16 protein-coding genes and 1 pseudogene are annotated in these 19925 nt (G+C 61.1%); 3 read left to right on the top strand and 14 right to left on the bottom strand.

Annotated elements, in window-relative coordinates; translation table 11 throughout:
• Positions 1-209: 209 nt before the first annotated feature.
• The 5 genes from GFU70_RS16550 to GFU70_RS16530 form a co-directional block, all read right to left on the bottom strand.
• Positions 210-1229: a branched-chain amino acid aminotransferase gene (locus GFU70_RS16550; RefSeq protein WP_058543524.1), complete on the bottom strand. Its 1020-nt coding sequence runs from the start codon at positions 1227-1229 to the stop codon at positions 210-212.
• A gap of 285 nt (positions 1230-1514) precedes the next feature.
• Entirely contained in the window at positions 1515-2897 is a 1383-nt protein-coding gene (gene lpdA / locus GFU70_RS16545; protein WP_058543525.1) for a dihydrolipoyl dehydrogenase, read from the bottom strand.
• Between the two features lie 3 nt (positions 2898-2900).
• On the bottom strand, positions 2901-4169 hold the full coding sequence (locus GFU70_RS16540) for a dihydrolipoamide acetyltransferase family protein (protein WP_153388436.1): 1269 nt from the start codon (positions 4167-4169) through the stop codon (positions 2901-2903).
• Positions 4170-5228: an alpha-ketoacid dehydrogenase subunit beta gene (locus GFU70_RS16535; RefSeq protein ID WP_058543527.1), complete on the bottom strand. Its 1059-nt coding sequence runs from the start codon at positions 5226-5228 to the stop codon at positions 4170-4172.
• Between the two features lies 1 nt (position 5229).
• The gene (locus GFU70_RS16530) at positions 5230-6465 is read right to left on the bottom strand and encodes a 3-methyl-2-oxobutanoate dehydrogenase (2-methylpropanoyl-transferring) subunit alpha (protein WP_058543528.1); all 1236 of its coding nucleotides are present in this window, start codon (positions 6463-6465) and stop codon (positions 5230-5232) included.
• Between the two features lie 192 nt (positions 6466-6657).
• Here GFU70_RS16530 and bkdR point away from each other — a divergent pair, with 192 nt between their 5' ends.
• Entirely contained in the window at positions 6658-7146 is a 489-nt protein-coding gene (gene bkdR, locus GFU70_RS16525) for a Bkd operon transcriptional regulator BkdR (RefSeq protein WP_003202929.1), read from the top strand.
• A gap of 123 nt (positions 7147-7269) precedes the next feature.
• Here the strand turns inward: bkdR and GFU70_RS16520 are convergent, their stop codons facing one another.
• The 7 genes from GFU70_RS16520 to GFU70_RS16490 form a co-directional block, all read right to left on the bottom strand.
• Positions 7270-8139, bottom strand: coding sequence for an aldose 1-epimerase (locus GFU70_RS16520; protein ID WP_153388435.1), 870 nt, complete (start codon positions 8137-8139; stop codon positions 7270-7272).
• A 241-nt stretch (positions 8140-8380) separates the two neighbouring features.
• Positions 8381-9661: a TRAP transporter large permease gene (locus GFU70_RS16515; protein WP_058543530.1), complete on the bottom strand. Its 1281-nt coding sequence runs from the start codon at positions 9659-9661 to the stop codon at positions 8381-8383.
• Positions 9661-10188: a TRAP transporter small permease gene (locus GFU70_RS16510; protein ID WP_153388434.1), complete on the bottom strand. Its 528-nt coding sequence runs from the start codon at positions 10186-10188 to the stop codon at positions 9661-9663. The genes GFU70_RS16515 and GFU70_RS16510 overlap by 1 nt, the downstream gene beginning before the upstream one ends.
• A gap of 76 nt (positions 10189-10264) precedes the next feature.
• Positions 10265-11233, bottom strand: coding sequence for a TRAP transporter substrate-binding protein (locus GFU70_RS16505; protein ID WP_058543532.1), 969 nt, complete (start codon positions 11231-11233; stop codon positions 10265-10267).
• Positions 11234-11289: 56 nt separating this feature from the next.
• Complete coding sequence (locus GFU70_RS16500; RefSeq protein ID WP_058543533.1) at positions 11290-12195, bottom strand: SMP-30/gluconolactonase/LRE family protein; 906 nt, start codon at positions 12193-12195, stop codon at positions 11290-11292.
• A gap of 42 nt (positions 12196-12237) precedes the next feature.
• Positions 12238-13059 (bottom strand): NAD-dependent epimerase/dehydratase family protein, encoded by an 822-nt coding sequence (locus tag GFU70_RS16495; RefSeq protein ID WP_116641984.1) that lies wholly within the window; start codon positions 13057-13059, stop codon positions 12238-12240.
• Positions 13060-13230: 171 nt separating this feature from the next.
• Positions 13231-14418, bottom strand: coding sequence for an OprD family porin (locus tag GFU70_RS16490; RefSeq protein WP_413468867.1), 1188 nt, complete (start codon positions 14416-14418; stop codon positions 13231-13233).
• A gap of 886 nt (positions 14419-15304) precedes the next feature.
• Between GFU70_RS16490 and GFU70_RS16485 the strand changes: the two are divergent.
• Both GFU70_RS16485 and GFU70_RS16480 read left to right on the top strand, forming a co-directional pair.
• Positions 15305-15664: pseudogene (locus GFU70_RS16485) on the top strand (DUF6124 family protein).
• An 821-nt stretch (positions 15665-16485) separates the two neighbouring features.
• On the top strand, positions 16486-17106 hold the full coding sequence (locus GFU70_RS16480) for a TetR/AcrR family transcriptional regulator (protein ID WP_003202912.1): 621 nt from the start codon (positions 16486-16488) through the stop codon (positions 17104-17106).
• Positions 17107-17248: 142 nt separating this feature from the next.
• Here the strand turns inward: GFU70_RS16480 and preA are convergent, their stop codons facing one another.
• Positions 17249-18523 carry an NAD-dependent dihydropyrimidine dehydrogenase subunit PreA gene (gene preA, locus GFU70_RS16475; protein ID WP_058544472.1) on the bottom strand — a complete coding sequence of 425 codons (1275 nt, stop codon included), beginning with the start codon at positions 18521-18523 and terminating at the stop codon, positions 17249-17251.
• Complete coding sequence (locus GFU70_RS16470; protein ID WP_153388432.1) at positions 18524-19891, bottom strand: NAD(P)-dependent oxidoreductase; 1368 nt, start codon at positions 19889-19891, stop codon at positions 18524-18526.
• Positions 19892-19925 lie beyond the last annotated feature (34 nt).

The raw sequence follows: 19925 nt of genomic DNA, 5'->3' as shown, positions 1-19925 counted from the left end.
TTTTGATCTTGATCTTGATCTTGATCTTGATCTTGATCTTGATCTTGATCTTGATCTTGATCTTGATCTTGATCTTGATCTTGATCTTGATCTTTCGCTTGAGACTCAAGTGTCTGGGGAAAGATCGCAGCCTCGTTGCACTCGACAGCTCCTACAGAGCTCCTACAGAGCTCCTACACCGTTCCTACAGAGCCCGGCGAGGGCTTGGATCAAACCTTGACGATCCAACCCGCTGGCGCTTCCACGTCGCCGGTCTGCACGCCGGTCAGCTCTTTGTAGAGCTTCTGGGTGATCGGGCCGACTTCGGTTTCGCTGTGGAACACGTGCAGCTTGTCCTTGTAGCTGATGCCGCCAATCGGGGTGATCACCGCAGCGGTACCGCAGGCACCGGCCTCCTTGAAGTCCGACAGCTTGTCGATGAACACGTCACCTTCGATCACTTCCAGGCCCAGGCGCGATTTGGCCAGTTCGATCAGCGACAGGCGGGTGATGCCCGGCAGGACCGAAGGGGAGTTGGGGGTGATGAATTTGTTGTCGTGGGTGATGCCGAAGAAGTTGGCCGAGCCGACTTCTTCGATTTTCGAATGGGTCAGCGGATCCAGGTAGATGCAGTCGGCGAAATTCGCCTTCTTGGCCTGGGAACCGGGCATCAGGCTGGCGGCGTAGTTGCCACCGACCTTGGCCGCGCCGGTGCCTTGTGGGGCGGCGCGGTCGAAGCTGGAGATCAGGAAGTTGTGCGGGGTCAGGCCGCCCTTGAAGTAGGCGCCGACCGGGATGCAGAAAATCGAGAAGATGAACTCGGGTGCGGTGCGCACGCCGATGTTGTCACCCACGCCGATCACGAACGGGCGCAGGTACAGCGCGCCGCCGGTGCCGTAAGGCGGGATGAAGCGCTCGTTGGCGCGGACCACTTGCTTGCAGGCTTCGACGAACTGCTCGGTCTCGACTTGCGGCATCAGCAGGCGGGCGCAGCTGCGCTGCATGCGGGCGGCGTTCTGGTCCGGGCGGAACAGGTTGATGGAGCCGTCCTTGCAGCGATAGGCCTTCAGGCCTTCGAAGCACTGCTGACCGTAGTGCAGGGCGGTGGAGCCCTCGCTGATGTGCAGCACGTTGTCGTCGGTCAGGGTGCCCGCGTCCCAGGCGCCATCGCGCCAGTGCGACAGGTAGCGCTTGTCGGTCTTGATGTAGTCAAAGCCCAGTTTGTCCCAATTGATGCTCTCGTTACCCATGACACCCTCTATTTCTTAACAACCGTCGAAACGGTTCAAGGCTTCTGACGTTTTTTGGATGGGGACAACAATACTTCATTCCGGGGTTATTTCGCAGCCTGTGGCAAGGGATTTATCCCCACTGGGCTGCCGTAGGAGCTGTCGAGTGCAACGAGGCTGCGATCTTTCCACTACCCATTGAGTCCTAAGCGAAAGATCAAGGTCAAAAGATCGCAGGCTTCGCCAGCTCCTACAATATCCCAGCGGGGATAAATCCCCAGACATTGCTGGTCCATAACTTATGTATTACAGATGCAAAGCATGCCCCAGCGCCCGTAACGCCGCTTCCTGCACGGCCTCGCCCAGCGTCGGGTGGGCGTGGATGGTGCCGGCGATGTCCTCCAGGCGCGCGCCCATCTCCAGGGATTGGCCGAACGCGGTGGACAGCTCCGACACGCCGACGCCAACCGCCTGCCAGCCAACGATCAGGTGATTGTCCCGGCGCGCCACGACCCGCACGAAACCGCTTTTCGATTCCAGGGTCATGGCCCGACCGTTGGCGGCGAACGGGAAGCTCGACACGATGCAATCCAGACCGGCTGCCTTGGCCTCGTCCGGCGTCTTGCCGACCACCACCAGTTCCGGGTCGGTGAAGCACACCGCGGCGATGGCCGTCGGGTTGAATTCCCGGTGCTGGCCGGCGATCAGCTCGGCGACCATTTCACCCTGGGCCATGGCCCGGTGGGCGAGCATCGGTTCACCGCTCAGGTCGCCGATGGCCCAGACGTTGCGCATGCTGGTCTGGCAACGGCTGTCGATTTTCAGCGCCGAACCGTTCATCGCCAAATCCAGCGCTTCGAGGTTCCAGCCCTGGGTGTTGGGTTTGCGACCAACGGCCACCAGCACCCGGTCGGTGCCCAGGTTCAGCGTCTCGCCATCGGGGTCACGCACTTGCAAGGTGCTGGCCTGGGCATCGAAACCTTCGACGCTGTGCTTGAGGTACAGCTTCACGCCCAACTGCTTGAGCGCCTCGTGCACCGGTTGGGTCAGCTCGCCGTCATAGGCTGGCAGGATCCGCTCCTGGGCCTCGACCACACTGACCTCGGCGCCGAGCTTGCGATAGGCGATGCCCAGCTCCAGGCCGATGTAGCCACCGCCGACCACCACCAGGTGCTTGGGCACCGAGGTGGGGGCGAGGGCTTCGGTGGAGGAAATGATCGGTCCGCCAATCGGTAGCATGGGCAGGTCGACGCTTTTCGAGCCGGTAGCCAGCAGCAGGTGTTCACACTGGATGCGGGTGTCGCCAACCTCGACCGTCTTGCCATCGATCACCTTGGCCCAGCCGTGAATGACCTGGACCTTGTGCTTTTTCAACAACGCCGCGACGCCGGTGGTGAGGCGATCGACGATGCCATCCTTCCATTCCACGCTCTTGCCGATGTCCAGCGTCGGTGCCGCCACCGTGATGCCCAAGGCCGAGCCCTGGCTGTGGTGCCGGGTCTGGTGGAACTGCTCGGCCACGTGAATCAATGCCTTGGACGGAATGCAGCCAATGTTCAGGCAGGTCCCGCCCAGCGCCTGGCCTTCCACCAGGATGGTCGAGATGCCCAGTTGCCCGGCGCGGATCGCCGCCACATAACCGCCAGGACCGCCGCCGATGATCAGCAGCGTGGTGTTCAAAGTTTGCATCTCTTACTCCACAAACAAAGTGGCAGGTTGTTCGAGCAAGCCGCGCAGGGCCTGGATGAATTGCGCCGCGTCCATGCCGTCGACCACCCGGTGATCGAAAGAGCTGGAGAGGTTCATCATCTTGCGGATCACGATCTGGCCCTTGATCACCACCGGCCGCTCGACGATTTTGTTCACGCCGACAATCGCCACTTCCGGCAGGTTCAGCACCGGTGTGCTGACGATGCCGCCGAGCGCGCCGAGGCTGGTCAGGGTGATGGTCGAACCGGACAGCTCATCGCGACTGGCCTTGCCCGTGCGGGCTGCCGTGGCCAGGCGGGCGATTTCCGTCGCGCTGTCCCACAAGCTACGGGCCTCGGCGTGACGCACCACCGGTACCATCAGGCCAATGTCGCTCTGGGTGGCGACGCCGACATGCACGGCGCCTGAGCGGTGGATGACCTGGGCTTCGTCGTCGTAGCGCGCGTTCATCTGCGGAAAATCGCGCAGGGCCACGACCAACGCGCGGACCAGGAACGGCAGCAAGGTCAGCTTGCCGCGACTGGCGCCGTGTTTTTCATTCAGGTGAACCCGCAGCTCTTCCAGGGCGGTGACGTCGATTTCCTCGACGTAGCTGAAGTGGGCGGCGCGCTGGGTCGCTTCCTGCATGCGTTGGGCGATCTTGCGGCGCATGCCGATCACCGGGATCTGTTGCTCGTCGTGGCGTTCGGCATAACCGGAGCCGCCCTTGGCCTGGGTCGACGAACCCTGGGCCAGATACGCCTCGAGGTCTTCGTGCAGGATACGCCCGGCGGGGCCGCTGCCCTGGACCAGGCGCAATTGAATGCCCAGGTCCAGCGCGTGTTTGCGCACGGCCGGCGAGGCCAGTGGACGCTCGTCGGGGTCGCGGGCCACAGGCGCTTGCGGGGCGCAGCGTGGCGCGGCGGTTTTTTCCAGCACCGGTTCCGGTGTGGCCGCTGGCGTAGGCTTGGGCGCCTGGGCAACCGCCGCAACGGGAGCCTGTTGGGCCGATTCTTTCAGGTTACCCGCACCTTCGACTTCAATGCGGATCAGTTCGCTGCCCACCGCCATCACTTCGCCGGGCTCGCCACCCAGGGCGATGACCCGGCCATGCACTGGCGAGGGGATGTCGACCATGGCCTTGTCGGTCATGACATCGGCCAGTACCTGGTCTTCGACCACCATGTCGCCGACCTTGACGTGCCACACCGACAGTTCAACTTCGGCGATGCCTTCGCCGATGTCCGGCATCTTGATAACGTGCGTGCCCATTCAGACCTCCATGACCCGTTTCAACGCCGCGCCCACACGGGACGGCCCTGGGAAATACGCCCACTCCTGCGCGTGCGGGTAGGGGGTGTCCCAACCGGTGACACGCTCGATAGGCGCTTCCAGGTGGTGGAAGCAGTGTTCTTGCACCAACGCCACCAGTTCGGCACCGAAACCGCAGGTGCGGGTGGCTTCGTGGACCACCACACAGCGGCCGGTTTTCTTCACCGACTTGACAATGGTCTCCAGGTCCAGCGGCCACAGGCTGCGCAGGTCGATGACTTCGGCGTCGATGCCGGTTTCCTCGGCGGCGACCTGGGACACATAGACCGTGGTGCCGTAGGTGAGGATGGTCACGTCCTTGCCCGGACGGGTAATGGCGGCGACGTCCAGCGGTACGGTGTAGTAACCGTCCGGCACTTGCGCCGAGGGGTGTTTCGACCACGGCGTTACCGGGCGGTCGTGGTGGCCGTCGAACGGGCCGTTATACAGACGCTTGGGTTCGAGGAAGATCACCGGGTCATCGTTTTCGATGGAGGCGATCAGCAGGCCCTTGGCGTCGTACGGGTTGGACGGCATGACGGTGCGCAGGCCGCAGACCTGGGTGAACATCGCTTCGATGCTCTGGCTGTGGGTCTGGCCGCCATAGATACCGCCGCCGCAGGGCATGCGCAGGGTCATCGGCGCGGTGAACTCGCCGGCCGAGCGATAGCGCAGGCGCGCGGCTTCGGAAATGATCTGGTCCGACGCCGGGTAGACGTAGTCGGCGAACTGGATCTCGGCCACCGGCCGCAACCCGTAGGCGCCCATGCCCACCGCCACGCCGACGATGCCGCTCTCGGAAATCGGTGCGTCGAACACCCGCGAGGTGCCGTACTTGTTCTGCAGGCCTTCGGTGCAGCGGAACACGCCGCCGAAGTAACCCACGTCCTGGCCGAACACCACGACGTTGTCGTCGCGTTCGAGCATCACGTCCATGGCCGAGCGCAGGGCCTGGATCATGGTCATGGTGGTAGTGGTCATGGCGGTGTCCAGCTGGATATTGTTGTTGTGATCGTTCATGTCAGATCCCCAACTGCTGACGCTGGCGCTTCAAGTGCTCCGGCATCTCTTTGTAGACGTCTTCGAACATGGTCGCGGCGCTTGGGATCTGCCCGCCGGCGAGAGTGCCGTACTGCTCGGCCTCCTTCTGCGCGGCGATCACCTCGGCTTCCAGCTCAGCGGTAACTGCCGCATGCTCCTCTTCGGACCACTGGCCGATCTTCACCATGTGCTGCTTGAGGCGCGCAATCGGATCGCCCAGCGGGAAGTGGCTCCAGTCGTCGGCGGGACGGTATTTGGACGGATCATCGGAAGTGGAGTGCGGGCCGGCGCGGTAGGTGACCCATTCGATCAGCGCCGGGCCGAGGTTGCGGCGGGCACGTTCGGCGGCCCAGCGCGAGGCGGCGTAGACCGCCATGAAGTCGTTGCCATCCACCCGCAGCGAGGCGATGCCGCAACCGACACCGCGTCCGGCAAAGGTGGTGGCTTCACCGCCGGCAATGGCCTGGAAGGTGGAGATCGCCCACTGGTTGTTGACCACGTTGAGGATCACCGGCGCCCGGTAGACGTGGGCGAAGGTGAGGGCGGTGTGGAAGTCCGATTCGGCAGTGGCGCCGTCACCGATCCAGGCCGAGGCGATCTTGGTATCGCCCTTGATCGCCGAGGCCATGCCCCAGCCCACACCCTGGATGAATTGCGTGGCGAGGTTGCCGGAAATGGTGAAGAAACCGGCGTCCTTGACCGAGTACATGATCGGCAACTGCCGGCCCTTGAGCGGATCGCGCTCGTTGGACAGCAGTTGGCAGATCATGCCCACCAACGGCACGTCGCGGGCCATCAGGATGCTTTGCTGGCGATAGGTGGGAAAGCACATGTCGTCGATGTTCAGCGCCAGGGCCTGGCCACTGCCGATGGCTTCTTCGCCGAGGCTCTGCATGTAGAACGACATTTTTTTCTGGCGCTGGGCGACCACCATGCGGTTGTCGTAGATACGCGTCTTGAGCATGGCGCGCATGCCTTTGCGCAGGATCTCCAGAGGCACGTCTTCGGCCCATGGACCGTGGGCATTGCCCTGGTCATCGAGCACCCGAATCAGCCCGCGGGCCAGGTCGGCCGTGTCGGACGGTTCAACGTCAATGGAGGGTTTGCGCACCGTGCCGGCATCGCTTAGATGCAGGTAGGAGAAGTCGGTCTGGCAGCCGGGACGGCCCGAGGGTTCGGGGACGTGCAGGCGTAGCGGTTCATACGCTGGGTTCATGGCTTTCTACGCTCGATCTTGTGAATTTCTTGTAGTGGGCGCGCTAGCTGACGAATTTCCCCGGGTACGGGAAATTGTCCTACAACAATCATAGGCTCGACGAAGAAGAATATTTTTCTCTGTTAGCTTGCTGTTCAGATCATTTGCAGATAAAAAATCTGCACAACGATAAAAAACAGGATTATTTGTCCCATGCGTAAATTGGATCGCACTGACATCGGCATTCTGAACAGCCTTCAGGAAAACGCCCGCATCACCAATGCCGATCTCGCCCGTTCGGTCAACCTGTCGCCAACCCCGTGCTTCAACCGCGTCCGGGCCATGGAGGAACTGGGGGTGATCCGCGAGCAGGTCACGCTGCTGGATGCCGACCTGCTGGGGCTGCACGTCAACGTGTTCATCCATGTCAGCCTGGAGAAACAGGTGGAAGAGGCGCTGCAGCACTTCGAAGAGGCGATCTCCGATCGGCCGGAGGTGATGGAGTGTTACTTGATGGCCGGCGATCCGGATTACCTGATCCGCGTGCTGGTGCCGACCATCCAGTCGCTGGAGCGGTTCATGATGGACTTTTTGACCAAGGTCCCGGGCGTGGCGAACATCCGCTCCAGCTTTGCCCTCAAGCAAGTGCGCTACAAGACCGCGCTGCCGTTGCCGGCCAATGGGTTGACCTTGGGCACCTGAACATCAAAAGACCGTACCAATCCCTGTGGGAGCAAAGCTTGCTCGCGATGCAGACGCCTCGGTTCCCGGGAGACCGCGTCCACTTCATCGCGGGCAAGCCTAGCTCCCACAGGGAAGTGGGCATTAGAGCAACCGACACTGCATCGAAAACCCCAGCGTCACCGACTGCCCTTGCTCCAGCAAACGCAAGCCCGGCCGCCCCGACAGATGGTGGGCGTTGACTGGATGACTCACCGGTTCGATGCAGAAAAAATCCAGCCCGACGGGGCAGTACAGCAGGAAGTACTCACTGCCGCTGGCCCGGCATTCCAGCTCATAACCCAGGTCCGGTTGCTGGATCAGGCATCGCCCGTCCCAACCGCCGAAGCCGTTGTCGACCAGGGCGTCTGGCAGTAACCGGGCGTGCTGGAAATCCCACTCTGTGGGAATGTCCCTTAGTTGCGTTGGCAGTTTCGATGCATCGCAGAGCCAGACTTCGCTGGCGCAGGTTTGCAAGCGAGTACCGGCGGTGCGCGGAAAATACGGATGCAACCCCAGCCCATGCCACGCGGCCCGTTCGGCCATGTGGGTGACGTGCATGGCGATCTGCAACTGACCGCCATTCAAGCGGATCCGCAGGCTGGCGCAGTAGGCGAATGGGGATTGGCTGTCGAGTTGCAACAAGACTTCCTGGGCGCCTTGTTCTATCACTTGCCACGGCTGTTGCCAGGCGCTGCCATGGATCGGGAACGGATCGTTGGGGCTGTTGGCTTCCAGGGAGAGCCAGCCGTCCGGGCAATCGAAACCGCCTTGGGCGATCCGGTTTGACCAGGGGATCAGGGGGAAGCCGCCGAGTTTGCCGGGCAGACCGTTTTCCAGCGCTTGCGGCGTGGGCGGGCGTAACAGCGGCGCGCCGCTGCCGCGCAAGGTCCATTCCACGAGGCTGGCGCCCAGGTGCGGGGCGAGGGTGAGGCGGGTCAGTTCGTCTTCGAGGTATAGGAGAGGCAGCGTCATGGTAGTCGCGTCTTTCGAATGGGAAAAATCCGTTATGGCAAGGGAGTGGCCGCGACTGCGCGCTGTAGGAGCTGTCGAGTGCAACGAGGCTGCGATCCTTTGATCTTTCACTTGAGATTCAAGTGTCTGGGGAAAGATCGCAGCCTCGTTGCACTCGACAGCTCCTACGCAGCTCCTACGCGGCTCCTGCCGCAATTCAGCGGAGCCAGCACCCTCACCATAAGGGTGCTTGCGCGCGGCGTTACATCACCAGATGCGGCAGCCACAGCGAGATGGCGGGGACGTAGGTCACCAGCAGCAGGACCAGGAACAGCATGCCGTAGAACGGCAGCAGGGCCTTGACGGTGCTTTCGATGCTGACCTTGCCGATGGCGGAACCGACGAACAATACCGCGCCTACCGGAGGCGTGATCAGCCCGATACCCAGGTTCACCAGCATGATCATGCCGAACTGCACCGGGTCCACGCCGATGCCTATGATCACGGGCATCAGGATCGGGGTCAGGATCAGGATCAGCGGCGCCATGTCCATCACGGTGCCGAGGATCAGCAGCATCACGTTCATGCACATCAGGATCACGTAGCGGTTGTCCGACAGCGTCAGGAACGCGGTGGTGATCTTCGCCGGGATCTCCATCAGCGTCATGATGTAGCCGAAGCTGGCGGCGAAGCCGATCAGGATCATCACGATGGAGATCGTGCGGACCGTGCGGTGCATCAGCTTCGGCAACTCGCTCCACTTGTAGTCGCGGTAGATGCACATGGTCACGAAGAATGCCCACACCACGGCAATGGCGGCCGATTCGGTGGCGGTGAAAACACCCGAGAGAATGCCGCCGAGGATGATGAACAGCGTCATCATGCCCCACATGGCTTCCTTGCAGATTTTCAACGCTTGCTTGAGCGGAATCACTTCACCCTTGGGGTAATTGCGCTTTCTCGCGAAAATCAGGCACAGCGCCATCAGGCTGAGGTTCATCAGGATGCCGGGGACGATGCCCGCCATGAACAGCGAACCGATCGATACTGTGCCGCCGGCGGCGAGCGAGTACAGCACCGCGTTATGGCTGGGCGGTGTCAGCAGTGCTTGTACCGAGCCGCTGACGGTGACGGCGGTGGCGAATTCACGCGGATAGCCGCGACGTTCCATTTCCGGGATCAGCACCGAACCGACCGAGGCGGTGTCGGCCACCGAGGAGCCGGAGATTGCGCCAAAAAAACTCGAGGCCACGAGGTTGACCAGAGACAGGCCACCGCGCACGAATCCGACCAGCACACTGGCGAACGCCACCAGTCGGCGGGACATGCCGCCCTCGGCCATGATCGCGCCGGCCAGGACGAAGAATGGAATGGCCAGCAGCGAAAATTTATTCACCCCACCGGCGACCTGGATCATCATCGCCTGGAATGGGATATCGATCCACCACGCCCCGATCAAGGCGGCCGCGCCCAGTGCATAGGCGACCGGCATGCCGATCAGGATCAACAACAAAAAACTGCCCAGCAGAATCAGAGCGTCCATTAAGCGGCACCTTCGTTTTCTTCAACCAGGTCGAACTGCACGACCCGACGCTGGCTTTGATCGCCCAGCAAGAGTTTTTCCAGCACAAAAATCAACGTCAGGAAGCCACCGATCGGAATCGGCATGTAGGTGATGCCGACGCGCAGGGTGGGAATGGCGCTCATGAACTGATTCCAGGTGGTCATGCACAGCTTGGTGCCCCAGACGGTCATGAAAATGCAGACGGCCGCCATCAATAGCTGGGTGAAAACCGAAGCCAGGGTTCGCCAGTGTGACGGCAGGCGGCTGGTGACCATGTCCACGGCCATGTGCGAGCCGGAGCGGTAACTGGCGGCAGCGCCAATAAAGGTGAACACGATCATCAGCAGGATAGAGACGGGCTCCGGCCAGCTGGAGCCGGTACCCAGTACATAGCGGGCAAACACCCCCCACGGAATCATCAGGGCAATTGCCAGGACTGATAGGCCGGCCACCCAGATGCAAGTCATGTAAATCGTGTCGTTGATACGCAGCAGCAAATTCTTCATCGGGTTCCACCGTAACCGGGCGCGCCTTTTAACCGCCGGCGCGCCCAGCCTTTTCATGAGTACAGATCCAGAGGTGTTACTGGACCGCTTCGATACGCTTGATCAAGTCGGCATACGGCGCGCCGTATTTGGCCCGGATCGGTGCGGTGGCGTCGTAGAAGGGTTTTTTGTCAATGGTGATGAACTCGACGCCAGCGGCCTTGAGTTTCTCTTCGCTGGAGGCGGTCTTTTTGTCCCACAGCACGCGTTCTTCAGCCTGGGCGGCCTTGGCGGCTTTTTTCACCATGACTTGCTGTTCTGGGGTGAGCTTGTTCCAGGTGATTTTCGACATCACGATCGGCTCTGGCAGGATCAGGTGGCCGGTCAGGCTGTAGTACTTGGCGTTCTGGTAGTGGTTGTGCTCGAGCATGGTCGGCGGGTTGTTTTCCGCGCCGTCGATCACGCCGGTCTGCAAGGCGCTGAAGATCTCGCCGGTGTCCATGGCGATGCCGTTGCCGCCCATGGCGTTGAGGGTGTCGATGAACATCGGATTGCCCATCACGCGGATTTTCATGCCATGAAGGTCTTCGAGCTTGCGCACCGGTTTCTTGGTGTAGAGGTTGCGCGTGCCGCCGTCCATCCAGGCCAGGGCCACCAGGCCGAACTCGGAATTGGTGATCCTGTCGAGAATGGCGTCGCCGACTTCACCGTCGATAACGGCGCGCATGTGGGCCTGGTCGCGGAAAATGAACGGCATGTTGAAGACGTTCACGTCCGGCACCACAGGGCCGACGATACCCAGGCTGACCCGCGACATCTGGATCGCGCCAGCTTGCATCTGCTCGATGACTTCTTTTTCAGAACCCAGTACACCGCCTGGGAAATACTTGAACTTCAGCTCGCCGTTGCTCTCCTTTTCCAAGGTTTTACCCATGGATTCCTCGGCGACTACGGTCGGGTAGCCCTTGGGGTGGACGTCGGCGATCTTGATGTCGAGGGCATGGGCCGCCTGTGCCAGGAAGGCCAGGGGCAGGGCTGCGATCAGAAGCGTGCGTTTGAAATTCATGGTCAATCTCCAGTGTTGTTGTTTTTATGTCTATCGATGTGAAGCGGCAAAGCAGATCAGTTCGCGGAGTGTTTCCGTCCTCCGAAAGCAGGTTCATCCAGGCCCTTGATGCCGGGATTGAGGGCGAACACACCACCGGCCAGGGACTGCGGGTCGTTGTCGTCACCCGGGCGGATCGAGGTCACGAAGAGGGTGTCCAGACGACTGCCGCCAAAGGCGCACATGGTCGGTTTCTTCACGGGCACTTGCAGTGAACGGTCGAGGCGTCCATCGGGAGTGAAACGGTGAATCAGGCCGGCATCGTTGGCGCAGATCCAGTAGCAACCCTCGGCATCCACCGCGGCGCCATCCGGGCGACCGGCCAACGGCATCATGTCGACGAACAGCCGCCGGTTGGACGGCGTGCCGCTGTCGATGTCGTAGTCGAAAGCCCAGATCTGCTGCACCAGCGGGTGTGAATCGGAGAGGTACATCGTGCGTCCGTCCGGGCTGAAGCCCAGGCCGTTGGGTACGATGAAACTACTCAGTTGTGCCTCGACCGGGCTGCGCTGGCCCGCCTCGTAGCGATACATCCGGCCTGCGTCCGCATTGGCGCCCATGTTCAGCACCATGCTGCCGGCCCAGAAGCGGCCCTGGCGGTCGCAACGGCCATCATTGAGGCGCATGTCGGTGCGGCTGTGCTCGACGCTTGCGCACAGTTCGCTGTCCAGGCTGCCGTCATCATGGGGGTACAGGCGAAAGAAACCGCTCTCCATGCCCGCTACCCAACCACCGTCCTGATGACGGGCAAGGCAGGCGAGCATTTCAGGGGCTTCCCAGCCCTGGATTTTTCCGCTGCTGGCGTTCCAGCGCTGCAGGCCACCGCTGGGAATGTCCACCCAATACAGGGCATTTTCCTCGGGGACCCATACCGGGCTTTCCCCGACGGCGTTGCGAGCATCGACAATCAATTCGGCTTGCATGGCGATTCCTTGGTTCGTTTTATCCCATGAACAACAGGCGAATCAGTCGTCGAACGGGCCGGCTGCGACAAAGGCACCGCCCTGATAGATCCTGGCCGGGTCATCGGCGGCCGGCATTGGCTGGGCTTCGACCTTGTCGCGGAAAATCTCGGAAGTATCCTTGGGCTGATAACCCAGGTGAGCGGCGTGGCTGTTGTCCCACCAGACGTCGCGGTTGGCGGAGACGCCGTAGACTACGGTGTGGCCGACTTTCGGGGTGTAGAGCGAGCATTCGATCAGTTGGGTGAGGTCGTCGAAGCTCAGCCAGGTGCTCATCATCCGGCGGTTCTGCGGTTCCGGGAACGACGAGCCGATGCGGATACTGACGGTCTCGATGCCGTAGCGATCGAAATAGAAGCTGGCCACGTCCTCGCCGTAGGACTTGGACAGGCCGTAGTAGCCATCCGGGCGGCGAGCGCAGAGGGCGTCGAGGGTCTGATCTTGTTTGTAGAAGCCGATAACGTGGTTGGAGCTGGCGAAGATCACCCGCTTGACGCCGTGTTTGCGGGCGGCTTCATAGATGTGGAAAACGCCGCTGATGTTGGCGCCGAGGATCTCTTCGAACGGACGTTCCACCGAAACACCGCCGAAGTGCAGGATGGCATCGACGCCTTCGACCAGTTGATGCACGGCCTGCTTGTCCGACAGGTCGCACGGCACCACTTCTTCGCTTTCGTCGATGGCCGGGGTCATGTTGGCGATGTCCGACAGGCGAATGTGGCGCGCGAAAGGCTTGAGGCGTTCGCGCAAGACTTTGCCAAGGCCGCCAGCGGCGCCGGTCAATAGGAGGCGATTGAAGGGGTGGCGAATCTGTGTCGTGGTCATGGCATTACCTGAGCAAACAGTGAGAGGTACAGTTGTTATAAGTTGTCGTACGACCGAGAGGGAATATCCTTATCCTTCTGCTACCTTGTCAACGTTTGATCGACGAACCGCTCTAAACCGGCTTCCCTGCCGCCCGTTGCCATGGGATGCGCCCATGGCAATGATCCTGTATTACAGAAGCGAAATCGGGTAGTTGAAAATGAGTCGATTTTCGTCGAATTCGTTGTTGCTGAAGTCACGACGAATCGATGCGTTACGCCATTTCACGTTGAGGTTTTTCAGCGCGCCACTCTGCACGGTGTAGGCCAGTTCGGTTTCGCGGCCCCATTCCTTACCGTCATCAACCGTAGCGGTGTGCACGTTGTCGCCGCTGATGTAGCGGTTCATCAACGTCAGGCCCGGCACGCCGACGGCGGCGAAGTTGAAGTCGTGGCGCACTTGCCAGGATTTTTCCTGGGCGTTGTCGTAGCTGGAGTTGTAGCTGTCGTTGGCCAGGGTGCCGCCGCTGGTGCCGTTGACGCGCATCCAGGCGTCGTCGCCGCTGAGTTTTTGCAGGCCGACGTAGAAAGTGTTGCCGCCGTATTTGGCCGAGAGCATGGCGAACGCGGTTTTGTTGTCCAGGTCGCCGGCCAGGGCGCTGCCGTCTTCCTTGCCGATGAAGTAGCCGAGGTTGGCACCCAGGGTCCAGTCACCGATGGGCTGGCTGTGGGTCAGGTTGAAATATTTTTGCTGGTAGATGTCGGACAGTTCCGAGTACCAGACGCCGACCTGGGTGCGTTTGTCGTTGAAGGCATATTCGCCGCCGCCGAAGTTGAAACGGTCGGAGGTGAACGCGCCGCGGCCGTTCATCGACATGTCTTCCATGCTCGCGTCGTTGCGCGGGCTGTTGGCGCGGAACTGGCCGCCGTAGAGGCTCAGGCCGTTGATTTCAGTGGAGGTCACCTGGCCGCCGCGGAAGGTCTGCGGCAGGGAACGGCCATCGTCGGAACGCAGGATCGGCAACACCGGCATCCATTCACCGACCTTCAGTTCGGTTTTCGATACCTTGGCCTTGAGGGCCACGCCCAGGCGGCCGAAGTCGTCGGCGGGGCGACCGTCGTCATGAACCGGCAATAGGGAAGTGTTCGCCGTGCCACGGCCGCCGTCGAGCTTGACCGAGTACATCCCCAGCACGTCCATGCCGAAACCGACCGTGCCTTGGGTGAAACCGGACTTGGCGTCGAGAATGAAGCTCTGGGTCCATTCCTCGGCTTTGCCCTGGGCGTTGTTCGGGTTGGTGAAGTTGCGGTTGATGTAGAAGTTGCGCAGGTTGAGATTGACCTTGGCGTCATCAACAAAGCCTTCGGCGCTGGCGCTCATTGGCACAAACGCAGCAAGGCTGCTGCAACCGAGCAGGAGCAGCGCGGGGCTGGCGTTGAGAAGGGTACGGCGGTTTGGGCGGCGGTCGGGCGAAAAACGGACACGTGTGCTCACTGTGACGCTCCTACTTTTTGTTGTTTTTATTTGTCATACGTCGTCGTACAACATGAGGGCGATTATTTGGAAGCTGCTCCCCATTGTCAACTGGCCATTATCGGAATTATCCAACTTGGGGATGCTTCAAAATGAGGAATTTCAATGGTTGTCACCGATTGAGGTCAAGATCGCAGGCCTTGGCGCTGGGAAAATCCGGGGCTTGAGAATAGCGATGAGGGCGCTTGGTTGTGCGATGACTGGTCTAAGACATTAGTCGAATGTGGGTGATCGGAAGGCTTGAGCGGGCTCTTGTGGCGAGGGAGCTTGCTCCCGCTGGACTGCGAAGCAGGCCTTTTTTTGTTTCAACGCAGAATTTTTCGGGGCGGCTTCGCCACCCAGCGGGAGCAAGCTCCCTCGCCACAGGTGTTTGTGTTAACCCAGGCTCCCAGTCCAAAAGGGGGCGTGTTTATCCAGATATAGGATCATTCGGGATCGGGCTACGTTGTCTTGCGCCGTTGCCTACAACTGCGCCAGAATCCGCCAGCTTGTGCGCCTTGGGGTCGGGCGCTATCGTTTCCGGGTCGCTGATTGAATCAGCGATCGGGTTTGGTAGCCCAGGTGTCGGTGCATAGCGTCATCTCTTGCAAGTGCAATCATGCACTTCGCGTTTTGGTGGCCATGCGCAGGGCCTCTTCGGAGGCGCCGGCTCCGATGCCCGGTCTACCAACCTTCGTATGGCCGCCACCCTAATTCGTTTGGTAGCGAGAGGGTGTTGGCTCCCTTCTACAGCATCGGAGCTTCATCTACGTTCAAAGTAACCCCCAACCCACCGGACACCGATCCATCCAACACAAAAGCATTCGACAAAGCCGCCGACCGCATCCTCGACTCCTACCTCAAGCCCAAACCCAGCAAACCCGAGTCCGATCCCGGCCAGCTGTTCACCGTCGCCCATGGCGTCGACACCTAAACCCTGCTCGCCAACCTCAGCGAAAACCTGGCCTCGGCCAATGCCATGGTCAGTGACCTGGCCTTTGACCTGGAAGGTTCCAGGCGCCATATCGCCCTGGGCATCCAGCAATCGATTGAACTGAGCGCAATGCTGGCAAACCGCGCGTTGGACAACGTCGAAGCACGCCAGTCGACATAGCGCTGAGGGCGCATGCTCCCGCTGGCCTCTGTTGCAGCTGTGTAGGCGTTGTGTAAGCGTTGCGTAGGAGCTGTGTGGAGCTGTGTGGAGCTGTGTAGGAGCTGTCGAGTGCAACGAGGCTGCGATCTTTCCATTGCCGATTGAGTCGGAAGATCAAGATCAAGATCAAGATCAAAAGATCGCAGGCTTCGCCAGCTCCTACAGAGGCCTACCGTATGAGCTGTAGGAGTTGTGTAGGAGCTGTCGAGTGCAACGAGGCTGCGATCTTTCCACTGCCAATTGAGTCGGAAGTGAAAGATCAAGATCAAGATCAAAAGATCGCAGGCTTCGCCAGCTCCTACAGAGGCCTACCGTATGAGCTGTAGGAGTTGTGTAGGAGCTGTCGAGTGCAACGAGGCTGCGATCTTTCCATTGCCGATTGAGTCGGAAGTGAAAGATCAAGATCAAAAGATCGCAGGCTTCGCCAGCTCCTACAGAGGCCTACCGTATGAGCTGTAGGAGTTGTGTAGGAGCTGTCGAGTGCAACGAGGCTGCGATCTTTCCACTGCCAATTGAGTCGTGAGCGAAAGATCCAGATCAAAAGATCGCAGGCTTCGCCAGCTCCTACAGAGGCCTACCGTATGAGCTGTAGGAGTTGTGTAGGAGCTGTCGAGTGCAACGAGGCTGCGATCTTTCCATTGCCGATTGAGTCGGAAGATCAAGATCAAGATCAAGATCAAGATCAAAAGATCGCAGGCTTCGCCAGCTCCTACAGGGCTCCCCAGTGTTTTCAGAAGTGGGTGAATGCTAGTCTTGACCAACGCTGTTGCCAGGGAGCCCTCATGGGCAATCACAAGATCGAGATTCGTCGCAGTAACGTCGAGAAAATCCTGTTGGCCGCCGAGAAGGTCTTTGCCGAAAAAGGCTTCGGCAGCACCGCCATGGCCGACATTGCCGCCGAAGTGCAATTGCCCCGTTCCAACCTGCATTATTACTTCAGCACCAAGAGCGAACTGTACAGCGCCGTGCTGTTCGACCTGCTGGAGGTCTGGAAGCAGGACGCCTTGTGCTTCGAAATGTTCGACGACCCACGGGTGGTGCTCAGCAGCTACATCCGCGCCAAGATGAACCACTCCCGCAGCCGGCCCTACGGCTCGAAGGTCTGGGCCAACGAAATCATCCACGGCGCCCCAACGCTGGGCCAGGCCCTGGACGCCAGCCTCTACGACTGGGCCAAGATGAAGGAAGCGAAAATCCGCCAATGGGTGGAGGACAAACGCATCCTGCCGGTGGAGCCTTCAAGCCTGCTCTACATGATCTGGGCCTCGACCCAGCACTACGCCGACTTCGACCACCAGATCAACATTCTCAACGACCACCAGCCGCTGTCGGACATGCAGTTCGAACGGGCGGTGCAGACGGTGACCAGTGTGATTTTGCGGGGGATTGGGTTGGAGCCCTGAAATTTGTGGTGTGGCTGATGGCCCTATCGCGAGCAGGCTCGCTCCCACAGTGGATTTCTGGCGTACACAAACTCTGTGAACGACACGACCCAGTGTGGGAGCGAGCCTGCTCGCGATGGCGTCAGTCCAGACACCTCAGTCCTCAGACCGCTACATGGTAGGGATTACGCGGATCATGGTTCCAATCCAGGAACGGCTTGCCGGTGTCCACCGTCACCATCTCGATGCAGTCCTGCACCGGGCAGGTGATCTGGCACAGGTTGCAGCCCACGCACTCTTCATCGATCACTTCATATTTATGGGTGCCGTCAGCCTGCTTGAGGCTGGCGATGGCCTGGTGTGAGGTGTCCTCGCAGGCGATGTGGCAGCGCCCGCATCCGATGCACGCCTCCTGGTCGATCTTGGCGATGACCTGGTAGTTGATGTCCAGGTACTTCCAGTCGGTGGTGTTGCCCACCGCGCGCCCGGAGAACGCTTGCAGGTTGGCGTGGCCCTGGCTGTCCATCCAGCGCGACAGGCCGTCCTTCATCTCTTCGACGATGCGAAAACCATGCAGCATCGCCGCCGTGCAGACCTGCACCGCGCCGCTGCCCAGGGCGATGAATTCGGCGGCGTCGCGCCAACTGCCGATGCCGCCGATGCCGCAGATCGGCAGGCCTTGGGTCTGCGGGTCGCGGGCGATTTCGGCGACCATGTTCAGCGCGATGGGCTTGACCGCCGAGCCGCAGTAACCACCGTGGGTGCTTTGGCTGCCAACGCTGGGCAGGGCGACCATACGGTCCAGGTCGACGCTGGTGATGGAGTTGATGGTATTGATCAACGACACCGCATCCGCGCCGCCGCGATGGGCCGCTCGGGCGGCGACGCGAATGTCGGTGATGTTCGGCGTGAGCTTGACGATCACCGGCAACGAACAATAGGTCTTGCACCAGCGGGTCACTTGCTCGACGTACTCCGGCACCTGGCCGACTGCCGCGCCCATGCCCCGTTCCGGCATGCCGTGGGGACAGCCGAAGTTCAGCTCGATACCATCGGCACCGGTAGCCTCCACCAAGGGCAGGATGCGTTTCCAGGACTCTTCGACGCAGGGCACCATCAGCGACACGATCAACGCCCGGTCCGGCCAGTCCTTTTTCACCTGGGTGATTTCCCGCAGGTTGATCTCCAGCGAACGGTCGGTGATCAGCTCGATGTTATTGATGCCCAGCACTTCGCGATTGGCACCGTAGTGGGCCGAATAACGCGAGGACACGTTCACCGCCGCCGGATCCTCTCCGAGGGTTTTCCAGACCACGCCACCCCAGCCGGCCTCGAAGGCACGCACGACGTTGTAGGCCTTGTCGGTGGGTGGCGCGGAGGCCAGCCAGAACGGATTGGGCGCTTTGATGCCGGCGAAGACAATCGACAGATCGGCCATTTACGCAGCCTCCACGTTGAGCATCAGTTGAGCGTTGATCGCCTCGGCGGCGAGCTTGCCATGCTGCACGGCTTGCACCGTGAGGTCCTGGTCCAGGCTGGTGCAGTCACCGCCGGCGTAGACACCGGGAATGCTGGTGCGCAGGTGTTCGTCCACCAAAATCCGTCCGTCCTGGCGCTTGAGTTCCCGGGCCAGCGGGTCCAACAGTGCGTTGTCGTCGAAGGCCTGGCCGATGGCTTTGAAAATGGCGTCGGCGGGCAGGTCGAAGGTGTCGGTGCCGATGACCAGCCGGCCGTTCTCCATATGCGTGCGGGAGAAGCGCATGCCGCGCACATGCCCGCCGTCATCGAGCAACACCTGTTGTGGCTGGGCCCAGGTCAGCAGGCGCACCTGATTGGCCTTGGCGATGTCTTGCTCGTGCAAGGTGGCCCCCATGTCTTCAAGGCCGCGACGGTAGACCAGGCTGACGTCCCGGGCACCGAGGCGAGCCATTTGCACGGCCATGTCGATGGCGGTGTTGCCGGCGCCGAGGACGATGCAGCGGTCGGCCAGGGGCAACTGGCTGAGGTCGTCGGCCTGGCGCAGTTCGCGGATGTAGTCGGTGGCGGCCAACAGCCCTGGCGCTTGTTCGTCACTCAGGCCCAGTTGTTTGCTGGCGGCCAGGCCGAGGCCGAGGAACACCGCGTCGAACTGCTGGTGCAGGTCGCTCAGGCTCAGGTTCTCGCCGAGTTTCTGACCGTGGCGGATTTCGATGCCGCCGATCTCCAGCAGGAAGTCCAGTTCACGTTGGGCGTAATCGTCCACCAGTTTGTACTTGGCGATGCCGTATTCGTTGAGGCCGCCGGCTTTCTCCCGGGCTTCGAACATCACCACCTCATGGCCATGCATGGCGCTGCGATGTGCACACGACAACCCCGCCGGCCCGGCCCCGACCACGGCGATGCGCTTGCCGGTGGCGGCGGCACGCGGGAAGGGGTGTTCGCTGAAGTGGGCGTTGTCTACGGCGTAGCGCTGCAACGAGCCGATCAACACGGGCGCGCACTCATGGGCGTTGTTGCGCACGCAGGCTTGCTGGCAAAGGACCTCGGTGGGGCAGACCCGGGCGCAACTGCCACCGAGGATGTTGGCCGAAAGAATCGTCTGCGCCGCGCCTTGGACATTGTCCTGGTGGATGTTGCGAATGAATGAAGGAATGTCGATCTCGCTCGGACAGGCGTTCACACACGGCGCGTCATAGCAGTACAGGCAGCGGGACGCTTCCAAGTGGGCCTGGCGCGCGTTGAGCGGCGGCGCCAGGTCGCTGAAGCGATCGGCGAGGGTGGCCGGGTCTTCCAGGGAATGGGGGAGGTGACTCAAGGGCTGGATCATGGAATGGGCCTCACGGTGTTTGAGGTGCTGCCTC

The sequence above is a fragment of the Pseudomonas brassicacearum genome, from assembly GCF_009601685.2.
Taxonomy (GTDB): domain Bacteria; phylum Pseudomonadota; class Gammaproteobacteria; order Pseudomonadales; family Pseudomonadaceae; genus Aquipseudomonas; species Aquipseudomonas kilonensis_B.
Note: the sequence above shows the minus strand (reverse complement) of the source record. Positions and strands in the feature narration are given on the sequence as shown.